This window comes from Pseudomonas sp. CGJS7 (assembly GCF_036961695.1).
Genome location: NZ_JBAMDI010000118.1, coordinates 1 through 15671, shown reverse-complemented (window position 1 = coordinate 15671; position 15671 = coordinate 1). Strand labels below are relative to the sequence as shown.

Genomic DNA, 15671 nt, shown 5'->3' with positions numbered 1-15671 from the left:
TCGAAAGTCGCCACCAGGCGCAGCATAACCGCACCCGTCCCGCTTCTTCGGTTCCCTATCCCCTATCCCCGCCTCTCACTCATACCCCAACTGCCGCAACGCCGCCTCATCGTCCGACCAGCCTTCGCGCACCCGGACCCAGGTTTCCAGGAACACTTTCGCGCCGAACAGATGCTCCATCTGCACCCGCGCCTTGGAGCCGATCTCGCGCAGGCGGCTGCCGGCCTTGCCGATCACGATGGCTTTCTGGCCGTCTCGTTCGACCCAGATCACCGCGCCGATCCGCAGCATCGCGCCGTCGACTTCGAAACGTTCGATTTCCACCGTGGTCGCATACGGCAGCTCTTCGCCGAGCTGACGCATGACTTGCTCGCGGACCATCTCGCCGGCGAGGAACCGCTGGCTCTTGTCGGTGATCTCGTCTTCGCCGTACAGCGCGTCCTGCTCGGGCAGCAAGGCCAGCACGGTCTTGACCAGGGCCTCCAGGCCGCTGCGCTTGAGCGCGGAAATCGGATGCACGCCGGCGAACTCGCGGCCCTCGGTGATCTTGGCCAGGTACGGCAGCAGCGCGGTCTTGTCCTTGAGCCGGTCGACCTGGTTGACCACCAGCACCACCGGCAAGCCGGCGCCGCGCAGCGCGTCGAACGCGAGGGTGTCTTCGTCGTCCCACTGCCCGGCACGCACCACCAGCAACGCGGCATCCACGCCTTCCAGCGAACCGCGCGCGGCGCGGTTCATCATCCGGTTCATCGCCCGCTTCTGTTCGCGATGCAACCCGGGCGTATCGACCAGCAGCAACTGGCCTTCGGGAAAGGTGGCGATGCCGAGCAAGCGATGACGGGTGGTCTGCGGGCGCGGCGAGACGATGCTGATCTTGGCACCGACCAGAGCGTTGACCAGGGTGGACTTGCCGACGTTGGGACGGCCGATGACGGCGACGTGGCCGGCGCGATACGAGGAAGAATTCATGGGGGAATTGTCCGCGCGTGGCGCGGTGAGGGCAAATTCGGGATCGGGGAACGGGGTTGGGGCCGCGCGCGGCGGGATCGGAACCGGCGCGGGCCGATTCAGTCGTCGGCCTTGAGCAGGCGCAAGACCTCTTCGGCCGCGAGCTGCTCGGCGGCCCGGCGCGAACCGGCCTCGCCCTCGGCGCTGACCGCCGGTTGGCCGACGCTGCAACTGACCCGGAAGGTCTTGGCATGGTCCTCGCCGCTTTCCGACAGCAGCGCGTACAGCGGCAGCGGCTTTTGCCGGCCCTGCAACCACTCCTGCAAGCGGGTCTTGGCGTCCTTGCCGACCTTGTGCGGCGGCGGCAGCGCTTCCATCGCCGCCTGGAACCAGGGCAGGACCCGCTCGCGGCAGGTCTGGAAACCGGCATCGAGGTAGATCGCCGCGACCACCGCTTCCAGCGCGTCGGCCAGAATCGAATCGCGGCGATGGCCGCCGGATTTCATTTCGCCGGGGCCGAGCGTGAGCCGGCCGCCCAATTCCAGCGCGCGCGCGATCGGCGCCAGCGCCGATTCGCGCACCAATTCGGCCCGGGCGCGGGTCAACGCGCCCTCATCGGCCTGCGGCCAGCGCTGGTACAGCGCTTCGGCCACCATCAGATTCACCAACGCATCGCCGAGGAACTCGAGCCGCTCGTTATGCGGCGCCCCCGCGCTGCGGTGGGTCAAGGCTTGTTGCAGCAGCGCCGGGTTGGCGAAGCGGTGGGTGAGCGGATCAGTCACCGGCCGCTTTACGCATTTCTTGCTCGGCCTTGAAACGGCCGACCACGTCGAGGTTGCCGATCAAGGGACGGCGGACTTCGTACTGCACGATCACGGTGAGCCCGCGGTCGTTGCGCGCGAACTTGATGTTCTCCGACTGAATGTTCTCGACGTAACTGACATTCATGCGCCGGTTGAAGCGATCGCGGATCGTCGCCGGATCGGCCTGGGCGATGTCGGACTCTTTTGCCATGTCCGCCAGCGAGCGCTTGACCGAATAGAACTCCATGTACATCGGCACGACCTTCATGCCGACATAGAGGAACACGCCGACGACGGCCAACAAGATGATGAACCCCAGCAAGGTGATGCCGCGCTGATTGCGTTTCATAGTTTCAAATCCCCAAGTGATGCATTGCGCCGATCCAACTGCCGAATTCCGCTACCGCCGCCCTATCCCCCGCGACGCGACGGCCCCACCGTCACGGAATGTTCTTGCCGATCCGGGAAAAATCCACGCCGCCGTCGAAGTTCATCCAGATCAGGAACGCCCGGCCGCGCAGGTTCTGCTCCGGCAGGTAACCCCAGTATCGGCTGTCCTCGCTGTTGTCGCGATTGTCGCCCATCACAAAATACTCGCCCTCCGGCACGACCCAGTCGCCCTCGCCCTGATCCAGCAGCGGCGACTCGGCGCGCAGCAGGATCCGGTGGACATGCTTGCCGATCTGCTCGCGCAATTCTTGCGCGCCGGTCATTTCGGTACCGTTTCCGCGGCCCTGGTAGGTGCCGATGGGCGCGTAGATGATCGGTTCGCCGTTCACGGTCAGGCGGCCGTCGCGGTAGCTGACCTTGTCGCCGGGCAGACCGATGATGCGCTTGATCCAGTCCTGCTCGGGATGGTGCGGCGGCCGGAACACCACCACGTCGCCGCGCTCGGGCTCGCCCATCGCCAGGATCTTCTGGTTGGTGATCGGCAGGCGCAGGCCGTAGGTGAACTTGTTGACCAGGATGAAATCGCCGGTCAGCAAGGTCGGCATCATCGAATTGGACGGAATCCGGAACGGCTCGGCGATGAAGCTGCGCAGGATCAGCACCACCAGCAAGACCGGGAAGAAAGCCTTGGAGTAGTCCACCACGACCGGCTCTTTGCCGTCGTCGAGCAGGCCCTCGCGCGAGGCCCGGCGTTTGGCCAGCACCAGCTTGTCGAGCAGCCACACCACACCGGTGAACAGGGTCAACGACACCAGGGCGATTTCGAACCAACGCATGCTTGTTCCTTTGGGCGGGAATGGGGAATCCGGAGCGGGAATCGACCGCCGCGCCGTCAGCGCGACTTGAAACGAAACCTCAATCCATCAACCTCAGTCCCCGCGATAATTGATAGCGACGAAAACCTGGGGGAATCCCTTCCGGCGAGGCGCGCGGTCATCGAGTGCGACCGAACCCACCGTTGCCTATTCCCCACTCCCTATTCCCGCTTTAATCACTTGCTGTCGGTGGAAAGCACCGCCAGGAACGCTTCCTGCGGAATCTCGACCCGGCCGACCTGCTTCATCCGCTTCTTGCCTTCTTTCTGCTTTTCCAACAGCTTCTTCTTACGGCTGATGTCGCCACCATAGCACTTGGCCAAAACGTTCTTGCGCATGGCCTTGACCGTGCTGCGGGCGATGATCTGCGAGCCGATCGCGGCCTGGATGGCGACGTCGAACATCTGCCGCGGAATCAGGTCCTTCATCTTCTCGCACAGCTCGCGGCCGCGCCGGTCGGCGTGGCTGCGATGGACGATGATCGACAGCGCGTCGACCTTGTCGCCGTTGATCAGGGTGTCCACGCGCACGAACGGGCCTTCCTGGAAACGCAGGAAGTGGTAATCCAGCGAGGCATAGCCGCGCGAGACCGACTTGAGCTTGTCGAAGAAGTCCAGCACCACCTCGGCCATCGGCAGCTCATAGCTGATCTGGACCTGGCTGGCCATGTAGGTGATGCCGATCTGCACGCCGCGCTTTTCTTCGCACAGCTTGATCACGTTGCCGATGTAATCCGGCGGGGTGAGGATGTTGGCGCGGATCACCGGCTCGCGGATTTCCTCGACCATGTTCAACTGCGGCAGCTTGGCCGGGTTGTCCATCGGGATCACGGTGCCGTCGGTCTTGAGCACTTCGTAGATCACCGTCGGCGCGGTGGAAATCAGGTTGAGGTCGTATTCGCGCTCCAGCCGCTCCTGCACGATTTCCATGTGCAGCATGCCGAGGAAGCCGCAGCGGAAACCGAAGCCCATGGCCTCGGAGCTTTCCGGCTCGAAACGCAGCGCGGCATCGTTGAGGCGCAGTTTTTCCAGGGCTTCGCGCAGCGCCGGATAGTCTTCGGCGTCGACCGGGAACAGGCCGGCGAACACGCGCGGCTGCATTTCCTGGAAGCCCGGCAGCGGCTTGGGCGCCGGGTCGCTGGCCAGGGTCAGGGTGTCGCCGACCGGCGCGCCGTGCACGTCCTTGATCGAGGCGTTGATCCAGCCCACCTCGCCCGCGCCGAGCTTGCTCAGCTCCTTGCGCTTGGGGGTGAACACGCCGACTTTGTCGACCTGATGGGTGCGGCCGGTCGACATCACCAGAATCTTGCTGCCCGGCACGATCTCGCCCTGCATGACCCGCACCAGCGAGACCACGCCGAGGTAGTTGTCGAACCAGGAATCGATGATCAGCGCCTGCAGCTTGTCGGTGTCGCGCGGCTTGGGCGGCGGAATGCGCTGCACGATCGCTTCGAGCACCAGATCGACATTGAGGCCGGTCTTGGCGCTGATCGCGACCGCGTCCTCGGCGTCGATGCCGATCACCGCCTCGATCTCGGCCTTGGCGCGGTCGACATCGGCGGTGGGCAGGTCGATCTTGTTGAGCACCGGCACCACTTCCAGGCCCTGCTCGACCGCGGTGTAGCAGTTGGCGACCGACTGCGCCTCCACGCCCTGGGCCGCATCGACCACCAGCAGCGCGCCTTCGCAGGCGGCCAGCGAGCGGCTGACTTCATAGCTGAAGTCGACGTGGCCGGGGGTGTCGATGAAGTTGAGCTGGTAGGTCTTGCCGTCCTTGGCCTTGTACGGCAAGGACACGGACTGGGCCTTGATGGTGATGCCGCGTTCGCGCTCGATCGGATTGGAATCGAGCACCTGCGCTTCCATCTCGCGCGCTTCGAGACCTCCGCACAGCTGGATGATGCGGTCGGCGAGCGTCGACTTGCCGTGGTCGACGTGGGCGATGATGGAGAAGTTTCTGATCAGTTGCATGCAGGGCGACGCGAGACTCGCCGACTCCGAAAGGTGAACGGGCAGGAAAATTAACGGGAGATTATCGCACAGCCCCCGGCGTCGACGGCGATTCGGCGCGATGACGGCGGCGCGCAGGTCGGAAATCCGCCGGCGGCGTTCACGGATCGCCGCGCCGGCCCGGGTCGGCAAACCCGACCGGCGGATGCGCGAACGCCCGCCGGAGGCCGGCGGGCGCCCTGTCGCGCGCTCGCCCGCCGCCGCGTGCCGGCCCCTTGCGGAGCCGGCGCCGCCGACGGCGGGCCTGGGATCACTTGCCGTCGCCGGCCTGGACCGCGATGAACTGGGTCTGGGCCCCGCGCCGGATCAGCAGCATCACCGTCTGTCCGGGCTGGGTGCCGGCCAGGGCCCGGTTCAGCGCCGCGGCGCTGCCGACCTGGGTACGGCCGACCGACAGGATCACGTCGCCCGGCCGCACGCCGGCATCGCCCGCGGCGGTGCCCGGATCGCGCACCACCACACCCTCGCCCGGCTTCACGCCCAGACGCTGACGAGCGGCGGGGTCGACGTCCTGGGCGACGATGCCCAGGGCGTTGCCCTTGACCGCCGGACCGGCGGAATCGCCGCCGCGCTCGGTATCGCCGCCGCCAGCCAAGCCGGCCGTGCCATCGGCGTTGAGCTCGTTGACCGCCACATTGAGCTCGACCGTCTTGCCGTCGCGGAACACGCCCAGCCTGGCCTTCGAGCCCGGCGCCATATTGCCGATCAGCGGCGGCAGATCGCTGGATTCGTGCACCGCCGTGCCGTTGACCGAGCGGATCACATCGCCCGGCACGATCCCGGCCTTGCTGGCCGGGCCGCCGTCCAGCACCTGACTGATCAGCGCGCCGTTGCTGTCGGGCAAGCCCAGGCCGCGCGCGCCTTCGGAGGTCAGCGGCTGCACCACCACCCCGAGCTGCCCACGGCTGACCTTGCCCTTGGAGCGCAACTGCTCGGCCGAATTCATCGCCACATCGATCGGGATGGCGAAGCTCACGCCCATGTAGCCGCCGGAGTTGGAGAAGATCTGCGAATTGATCCCGACCACTTCACCGCTGGTGTTGAGCAGCGGGCCGCCGGAGTTGCCCTGATTGATCGCCACGTCGGTCTGGATGAAAGGCACGTAACGCTGATCCGGCGCATAGGGATTGCTGCGGCCGACCGCGCTGACGATGCCGGCGGTGACCGAGTGGTCCAGGCCGAACGGCGAACCGATCGCGACCACCCACTGCCCGGCCTTGGTCAGGCTGGCGTTGGCGGTGCGCAGGAACGGCAGGCCCTTGGCTTCGATCTTGAGCAAGGCGACGTCGGACTGCTCATCACTGCCGATCACCTTGGCCTTGAACTCGCGGCGGTCGGTGAGCTTGACCGTCACCGTGTCGGCGCCGTCGACCACGTGATGATTGGTCAGCACGTAACCGTCCTGCGAGATCAGGAAGCCGCTGCCGATCGAACGCGCGCCGCCGCGCGGCTGGCGCGGGCCCTGCCCGCCCGGGCCGCCGGGAATGCCGTCCGGGCCGAAGAAGCGGCGGAAGAATTCGGGGATCTGGTCTTCATCCAGCTGCGGGCCACCGCCGCGTGCGCTGCGCTCGCGCTTGGGCGTGACTTCGGCGCTGATGTTGACCACCGCCGGCCCGACCCGGGTGACCAGGTTGGTGAAGTCCGGCAGCCCGGCCACCAACGGCGCGGACGGAGTCGCCGCCGGCGGCGGTGCGATCGGCGTGGCCGGCGGCTGCGCGGTGCAGGCCACCGGCAGGGCGGCGATGATCGCGCCGACCAGGGCCAGCGACTGCAACGGACGGCTGCGCAAGCGGCCGGAAGCGGAGCTCGCGCGCAGGCGGCTGGAGGGAACAAGGTTCATCATCGTCAGGCGATTCATGGGGCAGCGACCTCGATACGACGTAGTTTTCCGGTGAAAGGGACGAAGAAGAGACAACACGGGCCCATTGCGCGGACGCGCCGCGCATTCGGCTTGGTTTAAGAACCCCGGCCGTCGTCGACGGCGCGGGCGATACGGCGGACGCCGACGCGGCGTCCACGGTTGGCGCGGTCCGCGGCTTAGGGCTGCGGCTGCGGCCGGTCTTGCGCCGACGACCGGGCCCGCGCCTCTTCCGCCGCGGCCGAGACGGCCGGTTCGAACGGATAGAACGAGGGCGAGGCGCCATAGCTGGCGGTGTAACCGCCCGCGGACTGATAACCCGGCAGCGTCGCGCGCGGCCACGGACGCGCCGCGGGCACTTCGCTCTGCTGCGGGCGGAACGGGTTGGCGTGCGCGGCGTCGGCGACCACCACCGGGCCGGCACCGCCGGCCGCGGCCAGTTGCAGCGGCGACTGCAGGCTTTGACGCTCGGAGGCGCGCACCGCGGCGCGCTGGCTCTGGCCGCGCGAACGGCGCTCATTGAGGCGACGCGGAATCTCCGCCACCGCGACCGCGCCGGCGGCGATGCCCGACGCATCGGCCGAAGTCAGCGAAGGCTCGGCCTCGGCCGGCACGGCGGCCAGGGCCTCGCCGGCCGGAGCCGGTACCGGCGCGGGAATGGGATTGGATTGCGAGGTTTGCGTCGGCGCCGCGGTCGCCGTCTGCGCCGCGACCTGGGCCGGATCGGCCACCGTGCCGGATTCGTCCGCGAACGGCCGCGCCACGAACAACGCCGCCACCGCCACCGAAGCCGCCAAGGCCGCGCCACCGATCCAACCGCGCCGGGAACCCGCCGCGCGGCGCGGCTTCAAGCCGGCCTCGCTCTGGATCACCGAATCGCGGGTCGCCTGCAAGGCCGCGTCGGCGGCGATCGCCGCGCTGACCCGGTCGGCGAAACCGCTGCCGGCGAATCCCGGCGCCGCGGTGCCCTGCGCGCGGCCGCGCAGCACGTCGCCGCACAGCTGCCAACGGCCGCAGGTTTCGCGCCACTGCGCATCGTGACCGAGCCGCTTCAATGCGAAGCGCGCGCCGTCGGTATCGAGCTCGCCGTCGAACAGCGCGCTCAGATTCTCGCGGTCGTCGCCGGCGACATCGTTAAGGAAGGGGGTCGAAGCCATCAGTGAGCGCGCTCCCGGTTGCGTTGGGTACCTTGGTCTTGATTGTCCAAGAGGGGCCGAAGTTCCGTATCGATGGCCTCGCGAGCGCGAAAGATCCGCGAACGCACGGTACCGATCGGGCAAGCCATCTTTTGCGCGATCTCTTCATAGCTCAGGCCGTCCACCTCGCGCAGGGTGATCGCCGACCTCAGTTCTTCCGGCAGGGATTCGACCACGCGCATGACCGTGCGTTCGATTTCCTGCCGCAGCAGTTCGTGTTCGGGGGTGTCGGTATCGCGCAGACGCATGCCGGTCTCGAACTGCTCGGCGTCGCCGGCGTCGATGTCGTCGGTCGGCGGGCGGCGGTTCTGCGCTACCAGATAGTTTTTGGCGGTGTTCACGGCGATCCGGTGCAACCACGTATAGAACTGGGCGTCGCCGCGGAAATTCGCCATCGCGCGGTACGCGCGGATGAAGGTTTCCTGGGCCACGTCCTGGCATTCGCTCCAGTCGGGAATGTAGCGCCCGATCAACGCGGTGATCCGATGCTGGTACTTGCGCACCAAGGCATCGAAGGCCGCGCTGTCGCCGCGCTGGACACGCCTGACCAGCTCCTGGTCCAACAACTCGTTATCGGCCATACCGCGCCGGCACTCCTGTCAGCTCGGCCATGGCCGAACAATGGGACAACCCTGTCGGGGAAAAAGTTCAATCGCCGGATTTATGGGGCCGCCGGCGACCGCTCGCAACCGCCAAGTGTCCCATAAGCCGCCACGGCGCGGCGGAAACGCCTGAACGGACGGGCCTGGGCGGCCCGGATTTGACGGCAGCGAAACAACATCGGGATGATAGCGGCCTATTCCATACCTGAACGGATGGTGCGGCATGACTGCAGCCCTCGACGGCCTCCCCGCGTTTGACGGCTTACGCGCCCGGCACTGGCACACCGAACTGCGCGAGGACGGCGTTCTGGTGCTCTCTTTCGATCGCGAAGGATCGCCGGTCAACACCTTCGCCCAGGAAGTGCTGATCGAGCTCGACAGCCTGCTGGAGCGGCTGGCGCTGGACCCGCCCAAGGGCCTGGTGCTGCGCTCGGCCAAGGCCAGCGGCTTCATCGCCGGCGCCGACATCAAGGAATTCCAGAGCTTCGACGAAAAGGGCACGGTCGGCGACGCGATCCGTCGCGGCCAGCAGGTGTTCCAGCGTCTGGCCGAGCTGCCCTGCCCCACGGTCGCGGCGATCCACGGCTTCTGCATGGGCGGCGGCACCGAGATCTCGCTGGCCTGCCGCTACCGCGTCGCCAGCACCGATCCGTCCACCCGCATCGGCCTGCCGGAAGTGAAGCTGGGCATCTACCCGGGCTGGGGCGGCAGCGTGCGTCTGCCGCTGTTGGTCGGCGCGCCGGCCGCGTTCGACATGATGCTGACCGGACGCGCCTTGTCGGCCTCGGCCGCGCGCGCGATCGGCCTGGTCGACAAGACCGCCGAAGCCGCGGTGCTGGTCGATACCGCCGCCGGCATCGCCCTGCGCGGCGCCGAGCGTCCGTTCAAGCAGCGCCTCATGGGCTGGGCCAGCAACACCTGGCTGGCGCGCAAGCTGCTCGCGCCGATGCTGATCAAGCAAGTCGCGCGCAAGGCCAAGAAAGATCACTACCCGGCGCCGTATTCGCTGATCTCGACCTGGGAGCGAAGCAGCGGCGGCATCCAGGCCAAGCTCGCGGCCGAACGCAAATCGGTGGTGAAGCTGTCGGGCACGCCGACCGCGCGCAATCTGATCCGGGTGTTCTTCCTGCAGGAACGGCTCAAGGGCCAGGGCGGCAAGGATGGCAGCGGCATGCCGCTGCCGAAGATCAAGAACGTGCACGTGGTCGGCGCCGGAGTGATGGGCGGCGACATCGCGGCGTGGTCGGCCTACAAGGGCTTCGAAGTGACCTTGAACGACCGCGAGCAACGCTTCATCGACGGCGCGCTGGAGCGCGCGCAGGCGCTGTTCGCCAAGAAGGTCAAAGACGAGGCCAAGCGTCCGGCGGTGGCCGCGCGCTTGAAGGGCGATCTGTCCGGCGCAGGCGCCGACGTCGCCGATCTGGTGATCGAGGCGATCATCGAAAAACCCGAAGCCAAGCGCGAGCTGTACCAACAGGTCGAGCCGCGGCTCAAGCCCGACGCACTGTTGACCACCAACACTTCGTCGATTCCGCTCGACGAACTGCGCGAACACATCCGCCGTCCGGCCCAGTTCGGCGGCTTGCACTACTTCAATCCGGTCGCGCTGATGCCGCTGGTGGAGATCATCCGCCACGATCAAATGGCGCCGGAAACCGAGCAGCGCCTGGCCGCGTTCTGCAAGGCCATCGACAAGCTGCCGGTGCCGGTCGCCGGCACCCCGGGCTTCCTGGTCAATCGGGTGCTGTTCCCGTACATGCTCGAAGCCGGCACCGCGTTCGCCGAAGGCATTCCGGGCCCGGCGCTGGACAAGGCCGCGGTCAAGTTCGGCATGCCGATGGGCCCGATCGAACTGATCGACACCGTCGGCCTGGACGTGGCCGCCGGGGTCGGCGCGGAACTGGCGCCGTTCCTCGGCCTGACCGTGCCTTCGGCGCTGGCCAACGTCGAGCCGAACAAGCGCGGCAAGAAGGACGGCCAGGGCCTGTACAAGTGGGAAAACGGCCGCGCGCAAAAGCCCGAGCTGCCCAAGGACTACAAGGCGCCGAACGATCTGGAAGACCGTCTGATCCTGCCGCTGATCAACGAAGCGGTCGCGTGCTTGCACGACGGCGTGGTCAGCGACGGCGACCTGCTCGATGCCGGCGTGATCTTCGGCACCGGCTTCGCCCCGTTCCGCGGCGGCCCGATCCAGTACGTGCGCGAAACCGGCGTGGACAACGTGCTCGAACGGCTCAAGCAATTGCAGGCGCGTTACGGCGATCGGTTCGCGCCGCGGCCGGGCTGGGATTCGCCGGCGTTGCGCAAGTAAGCGCGTTCTCGCAAGCAACGAAAAAGCCGCGCATTGCGCGGCTTTTTCGTATGCCAAGCTCGTACCGATGCCGCCCGATCTACCTGTAGGAGCGGCGCGAGCCGCGACCGCGACAACGCAGCAACAGCGAAACCGCCGTCGTAGTTGCGTTGTCGCGGTCGCGGCTCGCGCCGCTCCTACAGGTAGATCGCCGACAAACGACTGGTCGGCGCGCACGCGCTCAATCGAAAAAATCGAACGCCGACCAATCGATGTCGGGAAATTCCAGCCACGACAGATCCAGGTCGAAGTCGAACCAACTTTTCTCGCCCGCGCCGACCGCCTGCAGCATCTGCAGCTTCATCGCCGCGTAGTCGCACACCTCGCCCATCGCCGCGTGCATGGCGTCGAAATCTTCGTGGGTGTTGAACATCGCGTGCGACCAGCAGTCCACGTCGATCGAAACCGAATTGCGCCGGTTCGCCGCTTTGACTTGCTCGACGCTGTAGTAAGGCTTCTTGCCGTAATTGCGTAGCAGATCGTCGCCCACGCGCTTGGCCTGGGCGCGCTTGTCGGTTGGCGACAACGCGCACATCGTCGATGACATACGGACTCCTTTCCCGCGAATCGGTTGAACCGGAGTTACATCGTATGCGTAGGCCGCTCGGCGGTCAGCGTACCGGCCAGCAGCGCTTCGATCTTGCCCTTGACCGCATCGCCCTCAGCGGTCTCGGCGAACTGCACGCCGATGCCGGCGGCGCGATGCCCCTGCGCGCCGGTCGGGGTCACCCACACGACCTTGCCGGCGACCGGCAGGCGCTCGGTGGATTCGGGCAGGGTCAACAGCAGAAACACTTCGTCGCCGAGGAAATAGCGCTTGGGCGTGGCAACGAAAATGCCGCCGTATTTCAGGAACGGCATGTACGCGCTGTACAACGCGGCCTTGTCCTTGATCGTCAGCGACAAGATGCCTTGCCGCGCTGCGCCCGCTGGTGCGTTCATGCCTTGCTTCCTCCCCCGGCGCGGCGGCCTTCGTCGGCGCGCCAGGCCATCAACAGTTCTGCCACCGCCAGATCGGCGCGGACCGTGGTCCGCAACAGGTCGCGGGTACGGTTGGCGCGATCGAACCAAGCCGCAAGACTGCGCTGGCGCGTCGGGTCGGTCAAGCCGGAAGCGGCTTCGGCAAGCGCGATGTCCGACGCGTGTCGCAGACGCAGGGCCGCGTGTTCGTCGCCGACCCAGCGTTGCGCGATCTCCGGCGCCGAGGTTTCGCCGCGCGAGAGCTTGGACAGGTCGGCGGCGACCTCCCGCCGCAGCTTCAAGCCGTCGCCGCTCAGCCACTCGTGGGCCAGGCCCGGGTGTCCGCGCGCGGCATCGAAGGCCTCGCGGGTGGCGGCCTCGGCATGGCCTTGCGCCTTCAGCCAGGCCAGCGCTTCGTCGGTCTGCGGCAGGCGGAATTCCAGGCGCTGGCAGCGGCTGCGGATGGTCGCCGGCAAACGCGCCGGATACGAACTGACCAGCCACAGATACCGCCCCGGCACCGGTTCTTCCAGGGTCTTGAGCAAGGCGTTGCAGGCGGCGGTGTTGATCGCGTCGGCCGGGTCGATGATCGCGATCTGGGCGCCACCGTATTGCGGGGTCAGGGTCAGGCGTTCGGACAGATTGCGGATCTGTTCGATCACGATTTCGGTGCGCAGCCGGGTGCCTTCCTTGTTCGGCACGAAACTGACGAACTGGTAGTCCGGATGGGTGCCGGCGGCCAGCAGCAAACAACTGCGGCACTGCCCGCACGGCTCGCCCTGGGCGCTGCGATCGCGGCACAGCAGGCCTTGCGCGAGCCGTTCGGCGACCGCGCGCTTGCCCAACTGCGCCGGCCCGCAAAACAGCAGGCCGTGGCCGAGGCGGCCGGCCTGGATCGAGGCCTTGGCCTGATCGTAGATGCGCCGCTGCCAGGGCGCGAACGCCGCGCTCATCGCAGCACCCGCGCGATCTGCGCCTGCAAACGCGCGACCGCCTGCGCGGCGACCGCATCGACCGTCTGGCTGGCGTCGATCACTTCGAAACGCTCCGACTCGGCCGCCGAGGCGGCGCGGTCGCGATAGCCCTGGCGCACGCGCTCGAAGAAATCGTTGCGCTCGCCTTCGATCCGATCGGCCGCGCCGCGGCCGCGCATGCGCTGCAGGCCGACTTCCACCGGCACATCCAGCAACAAGGTCAACGCCGGCCGGATGCCGACCACGCGGCGTTCCAGATCGGCGATGAACTGCGCGTCCAGGCCGCGGCCGGCGCCCTGATAGGCGTAACTGGCGTCGGTGAAGCGATCGCTGACCACCCAGGCGCCGCTTTCCAGCGCCGGCAGGATCGTCGTGCGCACGTGCTGCGCGCGCGCGGCGAAGGCCAGCAGCAATTCGGTTTCGGCGACCGCAGGCTCGTGATGGGTGTCGAGCATCAGCCCGCGGATCTGTTCGGCCAACGGCGTGCCGCCGGGCTCGCGGGTGTACAGCGCCTGGATGCCCGCCTGTTCGAACGCGCCGCGCAAGGCCGCCAACACGGTCGATTTGCCCGCGCCCTCGCCGCCCTCCAGGGTGACGAAACGCGCGTGGGTACGCAGCGTCATCGGCCCGCTCCGGGCTGGCCGGGCGCGGCCGGCGTTTGGCTCGCCGGCGCCGCTTCGGCCGCCTCTTCGAGCACCGCCTTGCCCTCTTCGGGCTGGCCGCGGGTCTGGTTCTGCCGGTAGCGCTGCAAATACAGGCGCACGTTGGCCTGATGCTGGGCATAGGTCGCCGCGAACAGACTGCGGCCGCTGCCGTCGCCGGAGGCGACGAAGAACAGCGCGTCGCCGGGCGCCGGATTGGCGGTGGCCTTGAGCGCCGCGCGCCCGGGCATCGCGATCGGCGTCGGCGGCAGACCGGTGCGGGTGTAGGTGTTGTACGGCGTGTCGGTCTGCAGGTCGCGCTTGCGGATGTTGCCGTCGTAGCTCGGGCCGATGCCGTAGATCACGGTCGGATCGGTTTCCAGCTTCATCCCCAGCTTGAGCCGGCGCTCGAACAGTCCGGCGATCTGCGAACGTTCTTCGGCGATGCCGGTTTCCTTTTCGACGATCGAGGCCATGATCAGCAGCTCGGTCGGACTCTTGAGCACGCTGTCCTTGTCGCGGCCTTTCCAGGTGGCCGCGACGGCCTTGTCCATTTCATCGGCGGCGCGCTTGAGCACGTCCACGTCGGTGTCGCCGCCGGTGTATTGGTAGGTTTCGGGCAGGAAGCGGCCTTCCGGATGTTGGCCGGCACGGCCGATTTCCTTCATCAAGGCCGAATCGTCCAACTGCCCGGCCCGCTGCTTGAGCGGCGTCGCCCGCGCCAGCGCGGCGCGCAGGTCGCGCATGTTCCAGCCTTCGACGATGGTGAAACGGTGGCTGATGACCTTGCCGTCGCGCATCGCGGTCAGCAGCGCGCGCGGGCTGGTGCCCGGTTCCAGCGAGTACTCGCCGACCTGCAAGCGGCCGGCCGCACCCAATTGCTTGGCCAGCGCGCGCCATTCCAGTTCCTGACCCTCGCTCGCGCCGGCCGCGCGCAACTTGCGCACCACCACCGGCAGCGAATCGCCGCGTTCGACCAGCAGGGTCTGGCCGGTTTGCAGCCCGCTCAAGGGCGCGTCAGCGAAACTCTGATAGCGCTGCCACAGCCACAGGCCCGCCGCGGCCAACGCCGCCAGCAACAGCAGGATCACGATCAAACAACCGCAGCCGCGCTTGCGGCCTTTTTCCTTTGCAGCCACGAAACCTCCTCGAACGATCCGGACCCGCCGCGCCGCCGCGGACCGCCGCCCGCGGGCGCGGCCTCAGTCTTCGGTCGGGACGAAGGCGGGATGGGCGGAGCCGAGCCGGCGCCGCAGCCCGGCGACTCCCGGATGCGGCGCCCAATGCCGCTCGCCGAGCCGCGCCACCGGCAGGATACCGCGCACGGCGTTGCACAGGAAAATCGCATCGGACCCGGCGATGTCCCAAGCGTTCAGCGGCCGCACCTGGATATTGGCCAGATCGATCAAGGCCTGGCGGCAAACGCCGGCGACGCCGCAGCGATCCACCGGCGGGGTGATCCAGGCGCCGGCGCGCAGCACGAACACGTTGGCGGCGGTGGCGCCGACCAGTTCGCTGTCGGCGTTCAGTAGCAAGCCCTCGTGCACCTGCGGGTCGTCCCATTCGGCCCGCGCCAGCACTTGTTCCAGGCGATTGCAGTGCTTCAACCCGGCCAATGCCGGTTGCACCGCCAGCCGCAGCCGGCACCAGCGCAGCGCCAGCCCTTCGCGCGGCGGCGCGGGCGGCAACGGGTGGCGCGACAAGGACCACACCGGCGCGGCCTGGGCCGGCGGTGCGTAGCCGCGGCCGCCTTCGCCGCGGTTGAGGATCAGCTTGAGCACCGCGCCGTCGCCGGCCAGCAATTCGCGCGCTTGGGCATGGGCGAACTCCTGCTCGGGCAAACTCAGGCCCAAGTGCCGCGCGCCATGGCTCAGCCGCGCCCAGTGCCGATCCCACCACGGCAGTTCGCCGCGATGCGCGCGCAAGGTTTCGAACAGGCCGTCGCCATAGGCGCGGCCGCGGTCGTGCGGCGAGAGTGCGTCGACCCTGCGCGCGCCCAGGAAAACCCGGGCATCGTTGCCGGGCTGGGCGGATGCGGTGGCGGTCATGCGAGCATCCTACGCGC

General features: G+C 67.8%; 15 protein-coding genes. 1 reads left to right on the top strand and 14 read right to left on the bottom strand.

The genetic code is table 11. The annotated features are described in order from the left end of the window. Nucleotides 1–75: 75 nt before the first annotated feature. The 8 genes from era to rpoE form a co-directional block, all read right to left on the bottom strand. Nucleotides 76–969, bottom strand: a complete 894-nt coding sequence (gene era, locus V7787_RS41795) for a GTPase Era (RefSeq protein WP_336093459.1) — start codon at nucleotides 967–969, stop codon at nucleotides 76–78. Nucleotides 970–1067: 98 nt separating this feature from the next. Beyond that, a complete protein-coding gene (rnc, locus tag V7787_RS41790) occupies nucleotides 1068–1730 on the bottom strand; it encodes a ribonuclease III (RefSeq protein WP_336093457.1) in 663 nt (220 codons plus the stop codon). Then, entirely contained in the window at nucleotides 1723–2100 is a 378-nt protein-coding gene (locus V7787_RS41785) for a DUF4845 domain-containing protein (protein ID WP_336093456.1), read from the bottom strand. Before V7787_RS41785 ends, rnc begins: the two co-directional genes overlap by 8 nt. Before the next feature lie 91 nt (nucleotides 2101–2191). Continuing rightward, entirely contained in the window at nucleotides 2192–2977 is a 786-nt protein-coding gene (gene lepB, locus V7787_RS41780; RefSeq protein WP_336093455.1) for a signal peptidase I, read from the bottom strand. 215 nt (nucleotides 2978–3192) lie between these two features. Next, the gene (gene lepA, locus V7787_RS41775) at nucleotides 3193–4986 is read right to left on the bottom strand and encodes a translation elongation factor 4 (RefSeq protein WP_336093453.1); all 1794 of its coding nucleotides are present in this window, start codon (nucleotides 4984–4986) and stop codon (nucleotides 3193–3195) included. 289 nt (nucleotides 4987–5275) lie between these two features. After that, complete coding sequence (locus tag V7787_RS41770; protein ID WP_336093451.1) at nucleotides 5276–6883, bottom strand: Do family serine endopeptidase; 1608 nt, start codon at nucleotides 6881–6883, stop codon at nucleotides 5276–5278. A 179-nt stretch (nucleotides 6884–7062) separates the two neighbouring features. After that, nucleotides 7063–8040: a sigma-E factor negative regulatory protein gene (locus V7787_RS41765; RefSeq protein ID WP_336093450.1), complete on the bottom strand. Its 978-nt coding sequence runs from the start codon at nucleotides 8038–8040 to the stop codon at nucleotides 7063–7065. Continuing rightward, entirely contained in the window at nucleotides 8040–8660 is a 621-nt protein-coding gene (gene rpoE, locus V7787_RS41760) for an RNA polymerase sigma factor RpoE (RefSeq protein WP_336093449.1), read from the bottom strand. The genes V7787_RS41765 and rpoE overlap by 1 nt, the downstream gene beginning before the upstream one ends. 244 nt (nucleotides 8661–8904) lie before the next feature. Here rpoE and V7787_RS41755 point away from each other — a divergent pair, with 244 nt between their 5' ends. After that, entirely contained in the window at nucleotides 8905–10992 is a 2088-nt protein-coding gene (locus tag V7787_RS41755) for a 3-hydroxyacyl-CoA dehydrogenase NAD-binding domain-containing protein (protein ID WP_336093448.1), read from the top strand. Between the two features lie 220 nt (nucleotides 10993–11212). Here the strand turns inward: V7787_RS41755 and V7787_RS41750 are convergent, their stop codons facing one another. The 6 genes from V7787_RS41750 to pabC all read right to left on the bottom strand — a co-directional run bounded on the left by V7787_RS41750 (nucleotide 11213) and on the right by pabC (nucleotide 15654). After that, nucleotides 11213–11578, bottom strand: a complete 366-nt coding sequence (locus V7787_RS41750; RefSeq protein WP_336093447.1) for a DUF6559 family protein — start codon at nucleotides 11576–11578, stop codon at nucleotides 11213–11215. Nucleotides 11579–11613: 35 nt separating this feature from the next. Next, nucleotides 11614–11973, bottom strand: a complete 360-nt coding sequence (locus tag V7787_RS41745; RefSeq protein ID WP_336093446.1) for a PilZ domain-containing protein — start codon at nucleotides 11971–11973, stop codon at nucleotides 11614–11616. Further along, a complete protein-coding gene (locus V7787_RS41740; protein WP_336093445.1) occupies nucleotides 11970–12944 on the bottom strand; it encodes a DNA polymerase III subunit delta' in 975 nt (324 codons plus the stop codon). Before V7787_RS41740 ends, V7787_RS41745 begins: the two co-directional genes overlap by 4 nt. Continuing rightward, entirely contained in the window at nucleotides 12941–13588 is a 648-nt protein-coding gene (gene tmk, locus V7787_RS41735) for a dTMP kinase (protein ID WP_336093444.1), read from the bottom strand. Before tmk ends, V7787_RS41740 begins: the two co-directional genes overlap by 4 nt. Then, the gene (gene mltG, locus V7787_RS41730; RefSeq protein WP_336093443.1) at nucleotides 13585–14745 is read right to left on the bottom strand and encodes an endolytic transglycosylase MltG; all 1161 of its coding nucleotides are present in this window, start codon (nucleotides 14743–14745) and stop codon (nucleotides 13585–13587) included. Before mltG ends, tmk begins: the two co-directional genes overlap by 4 nt. 63 nt (nucleotides 14746–14808) lie before the next feature. Further along, a complete protein-coding gene (gene pabC / locus V7787_RS41725; protein ID WP_336093442.1) occupies nucleotides 14809–15654 on the bottom strand; it encodes an aminodeoxychorismate lyase in 846 nt (281 codons plus the stop codon). Nucleotides 15655–15671: the final 17 nt, after the last annotated feature.

Coding starts and splice junctions, on each gene's coding strand:
- lepB (WP_336093455.1), bottom strand. CDS start 2,977: ATGCGTTGGTTCGAAATCGCCCTGGTGTCGTTGACCCTGTTCACCGGT.
- rpoE (WP_336093449.1), bottom strand. CDS start 8,660: ATGGCCGATAACGAGTTGTTGGACCAGGAGCTGGTCAGGCGTGTCCAG.
- V7787_RS41750 (WP_336093447.1), bottom strand. CDS start 11,578: ATGTCATCGACGATGTGCGCGTTGTCGCCAACCGACAAGCGCGCCCAG.
- tmk (WP_336093444.1), bottom strand. CDS start 13,588: ATGACGCTGCGTACCCACGCGCGTTTCGTCACCCTGGAGGGCGGCGAG.
- V7787_RS41785 (WP_336093456.1), bottom strand. CDS start 2,100: ATGAAACGCAATCAGCGCGGCATCACCTTGCTGGGGTTCATCATCTTG.
- lepA (WP_336093453.1), bottom strand. CDS start 4,986: ATGCAACTGATCAGAAACTTCTCCATCATCGCCCACGTCGACCACGGC.
- V7787_RS41740 (WP_336093445.1), bottom strand. CDS start 12,944: ATGAGCGCGGCGTTCGCGCCCTGGCAGCGGCGCATCTACGATCAGGCC.
- pabC (WP_336093442.1), bottom strand. CDS start 15,654: ATGACCGCCACCGCATCCGCCCAGCCCGGCAACGATGCCCGGGTTTTC.
- V7787_RS41770 (WP_336093451.1), bottom strand. CDS start 6,883: ATGAATCGCCTGACGATGATGAACCTTGTTCCCTCCAGCCGCCTGCGC.
- V7787_RS41745 (WP_336093446.1), bottom strand. CDS start 11,973: ATGAACGCACCAGCGGGCGCAGCGCGGCAAGGCATCTTGTCGCTGACG.
- era (WP_336093459.1), bottom strand. CDS start 969: ATGAATTCTTCCTCGTATCGCGCCGGCCACGTCGCCGTCATCGGCCGT.
- V7787_RS41765 (WP_336093450.1), bottom strand. CDS start 8,040: ATGGCTTCGACCCCCTTCCTTAACGATGTCGCCGGCGACGACCGCGAG.
- V7787_RS41755 (WP_336093448.1), top strand. CDS start 8,905: ATGACTGCAGCCCTCGACGGCCTCCCCGCGTTTGACGGCTTACGCGCC.